General features: G+C 70.0%; 4 protein-coding genes and 1 pseudogene. All 5 read right to left on the bottom strand.

Features of this window, described 5'->3' with window-relative positions; all coding sequences use genetic code 11:
• Positions 1-124: pseudogene (locus V7D28_RS14470) on the bottom strand (acyl-CoA thioesterase); the annotation flags it as partial.
• Positions 121-462, bottom strand: coding sequence for a Grx4 family monothiol glutaredoxin (grxD, locus tag V7D28_RS14465; protein WP_333588087.1), 342 nt, complete (start codon positions 460-462; stop codon positions 121-123). The pseudogene V7D28_RS14470 and the gene grxD, both read right to left, overlap by 4 nt.
• A gap of 74 nt (positions 463-536) precedes the next feature.
• Positions 537-1,424, bottom strand: a complete 888-nt coding sequence (locus V7D28_RS14460) for an aldo/keto reductase (RefSeq protein WP_333588086.1) — start codon at positions 1,422-1,424, stop codon at positions 537-539.
• Between the two features lie 13 nt (positions 1,425-1,437).
• Positions 1,438-1,671 carry a BolA family transcriptional regulator gene (locus tag V7D28_RS14455; RefSeq protein WP_333588085.1) on the bottom strand — a complete coding sequence of 78 codons (234 nt, stop codon included), beginning with the start codon at positions 1,669-1,671 and terminating at the stop codon, positions 1,438-1,440.
• Between the two features lie 100 nt (positions 1,672-1,771).
• The coding region (locus V7D28_RS14450; RefSeq protein WP_333588084.1) for a monovalent cation:proton antiporter-2 (CPA2) family protein at positions 1,772-3,583 on the bottom strand (1,812 nt) is incomplete at its 5' end.

Here is a 3,583-nt window from a genome sequence, read left to right as displayed (position 1 = left end):
TCTGGGCCCAGGCCAGATAGACCACGTTGTTCACATGGCCGTTGGCGTCGATATCGCTGGCGACGGGGGTGAAGACCCGCCGGAAGACCCGCCGCCCCTCCGGCGGCTCAAAGGCCCGGCTCACGCGGCCAGGACGCCCTGCTCGGCCATGAAGGGCTTCAGTTCGCCTGTCTGGAACATCTCGCGCACGATGTCCGAGCCGCCCACAAACTCGCCCTTCACATAGAGCTGTGGGATAGTCGGCCAGTCGGTGAAGGTCTTGATGCCGTCGCGCAGGGCGTCGTCCTGCAGGACGTCCACGCCCACGAAGTCCACCCCCAGATGGTCGAGGATCTGCACCACCACGGCCGAGAAGCCGCAGCGCGGCTGTTCGGGCACGCCCTTCATGAACAGCACCACCTGATGCTCCTGGAGGGTCTTGGCGATGAAGTCGTGGGCGGGGTTGGCGGCGGCCTCGCTCATGGGAACGGCCTTTCAATGAAGTCGCGACAGTGGTGCAAGAGCTAGGGAGCGGCCCTCGCGCGGTCAAGCGGCGCTCAGCCGCGGGGCGTCGGATTCTCGCTGTCGATCCTGGCCATTTCGATCTGGGCGGCGAGGCCCGTGGGCAGTTCCCGGTCGGGGACCAGGGCCAGGCGCTCGATCACCTCGGGACGGCTGGCCTCGATCTGGATGGTGGCCAGGGCCGGCTCGGTCATGGCGTAGGCCAGGCACAGCTCGTCGGCCTCCCACCCCCGCGTGTCATGCAGGAAGCCGTAGGGACCCGCCGTCGTGGCGCTGGGACCGGGGCGACGGAAGAGGCTGGGCCTGGAAGGCGACTGGGCCGGCTGGGCGCAGAGGGCGGGGGGAAAGGCCTCCGCCCCGATCACGGCGATATTGGCCAGGGAGGCTTCGCGGATGCGCCTTCGCGTGGCCCAGCCCGTGGTCAGATTGTAGGGCGACACCAGGGCGTCGAACCGGCCCTCGGCCAGCGCCTGGTCCACCACCGCGCCGGAGCCGGCGATGGCCGCCGCCAGCACAAGATCACTGCGCCGCAGGTCTTCCAGCAGGCGCGAGGCCTCGCTCGACATGGTGGCGTAGGCGGCTTCGTCCACCACCAGCAGGTCGAGATAGGCGCCGCCGGTCTGTTGCAGGCTGTCGCGCACGCACTGCTGCAGGCGCCGGGCGTCCAAGGGCGAGCGGCCATCGCCGGGCACCCGCCAGGCCAGGAAGACCAGCCGCCGCTCCAGGCTCTCCAGCGCCTGGCGCAGCCCGTCGGCCGCCTGGGGGGAGCCGTCGGTGACCTCGAAGGCGTTGACGCCGCTCTCCAGGGCCGCGATGGCCAGATTGCGCCACTGGGCGGCCGGCTGGCTCCGGTAGACTTCGGACATGGCGAGGCTGACGGCCGAGACCGCCTTGCCACTCACGCCGAAGGGCCGGTAGCGCATCGCCTGGGGGCTCCTAGGTCGGGGCTGAGGTCTCGAGCGCCAGGGCGTGCAGCTCGCCGCCCACGCGTCCCTTCAGCGCCGCATAGACCAGCTGGTGCTGCTTCACGCGGGTCAGGCCCGAAAAGGCGGCGGAGACGATCCGCGCGCGATAGTGGTCGCCGTCGCCGGCCAGATCATCGATGGCGATCTGGGCGTCGGGGAAGGCCTGGCGCAGGGCGGCTTCGAGATCGACCTGGGTCATGGGCATGGGAGGGGCTCCAGTCGAACACCATTTATGGCGCAATAAGGATTAACGCCGCCATAGCACGGCGCGGGTTCGTTCGGCTCGGCGCCACGACCGGCGCTGTTCAGTTGGCGGGTTCGGGACGTCGAGCCGCCAGGACGTCGGCGGTGGCCGGGTCCAGGGCCTGGGCGGGCTTGCGCGGCGGCGACAGGGGCTCGGGCTGGAAGGTGGCGCCATTGTTGCGCAACAGGGCGCGCCCCGCCGCCAGTCCGCTGATCATCTGCAGCTCGAAACGCTCCTCGTCCCGCTGGCGGACATCGACCATGGTTTCAGCCGCGGCGTCCGGATCAAGGCCCAGGGCCACCAGCATCTTCTCGCCCATGACCATGGCCGACTCGAAGGTTTCGCGCACATGGCCCTCCACGCCAGCCTGGGTCAGGCGAAGGGCGTGCCCGCGGTCATAGGCGCGGACGAACAGGCGGGCGTGCGGGAACTCCGCCTTGACCAGTTCGACGATGTGGTCGGCCGTTTCGGGCTTGTCCACGCCCACCAGGATGGCCTCGGCGGTCTCTGCGCCCGACGCGCGCAGGACGTCCAGCCGGGCGCCGTCGCCGAAATAGACCTTGAACCCGAAATTGGCGGCGGCCTGGATCATCTCCACATCGTTCTCGATCAGCGAAATCTCCATGCCCCGGGCCAGCAGGGGCTGGGACACCACCTGGCTGAATCGACCGAAGCCGATGATCAGCACCTGGCCCTGCAGACCATCGGCCGTTTCGATCCCCTCCATGGACACCGGCGCGCGCGGGCGCAGCCGCTCCATGCCGATCAGCACCAGGGGGGTGAGCGCCATGGACAGGATGACGATGGCCGTCATGATCGCGCCGGTGCGCGGGTCGATGACGCCGCCCGCCAGGGCCGCGCCATAGAGGACGAAGGCGAATTCCCCGCCCTGGGCGAACAGGGCCGCCCGGTCCAGCCCCTCGCGATGGCCCGCCCGGAACAGGCGCGCCACCCCGTAGATGCCCAGGGCCTTGACGCCCATGAAGGCGACCACGCCCCCCAGGATCAGCGGCCAGGCCTCGGCCACGACGGCCAGGTTCAGGGACATGCCGACACTGATGAAGAACAGCCCGAGCAGGATGCCCCGGAAGGGCTCGATGTCGGCCTCCAGCTGGTGGCGGAACACCGATTCCGAGAGCAGCACCCCGGCCAGGAAGGCGCCCATGGCCATGGACAGCCCGCCCCAGTCCAGGAAGAGCGCCGAGCCCAGCACCACCAGCAGGGCCGCCGCCGTCATGATCTCCCGCGCGCCGCTTCGCGCCAGCAGGCGGAAGAAGGGGTTCAGCAGCCACTTGCCCGCCGCCAGCAGGGCGACCAGGGAGCCGACCGCCAGGGCGATGGCCAGCCACAGCGGCCGCTCGGCGCCGGCGGCCTGGTTTCCCGCCACCGAGGCCAGAACCGCGACGATCGCCAGCAGGGGGACCACCGCCAGATCCTCCAGCAGCAGGATGGACACAGACCTTTGGCCAGACGGCGTGCTCGTCTCGCCCCGCTCGTCCAGCATCTTCATGATCACGGCGGTGGACGACAGGACGAAACCGCTGGCGCCGATGAAGGCCGCCACCGTGGGCAGGCCGGCCAGCAGCCCGACCCCGGTGAGCAGGGCCGTGCACAGGGCCACCTGGACGGCGCCCAGGCCGAAGATCTCCCGGCGCAGGTTCCAGAGCTTGGCCGGCCGCATCTCCAGGCCGATGATGAAGAGGAACATCACCACGCCCAGCTCGGCCACATGCAGTATGGTCTCGGCCTCGGTGACGAAGCGCAGGCCGAAGGGGCCGATCACCAGCCCCGCGGCCAGATAGCCCAGGACCGAGCCCAGCTGAGCCTTGCGGAACAGCGGCACCGCCACCACCGCGGCCCCCAGCAGGACCAC

This window comes from Phenylobacterium sp. (assembly GCF_036723115.1).
Classification (GTDB): domain Bacteria; phylum Pseudomonadota; class Alphaproteobacteria; order Caulobacterales; family Caulobacteraceae; genus Phenylobacterium.
This window is presented reverse-complemented; position numbering and strand designations above follow the sequence as displayed.

Coding starts and splice junctions, on each gene's coding strand:
- V7D28_RS14455 (WP_333588085.1), bottom strand. CDS start 1,671: ATGCCCATGACCCAGGTCGATCTCGAAGCCGCCCTGCGCCAGGCCTTC.
- V7D28_RS14460 (WP_333588086.1), bottom strand. CDS start 1,424: ATGCGCTACCGGCCCTTCGGCGTGAGTGGCAAGGCGGTCTCGGCCGTC.
- grxD (WP_333588087.1), bottom strand. CDS start 462: ATGAGCGAGGCCGCCGCCAACCCCGCCCACGACTTCATCGCCAAGACC.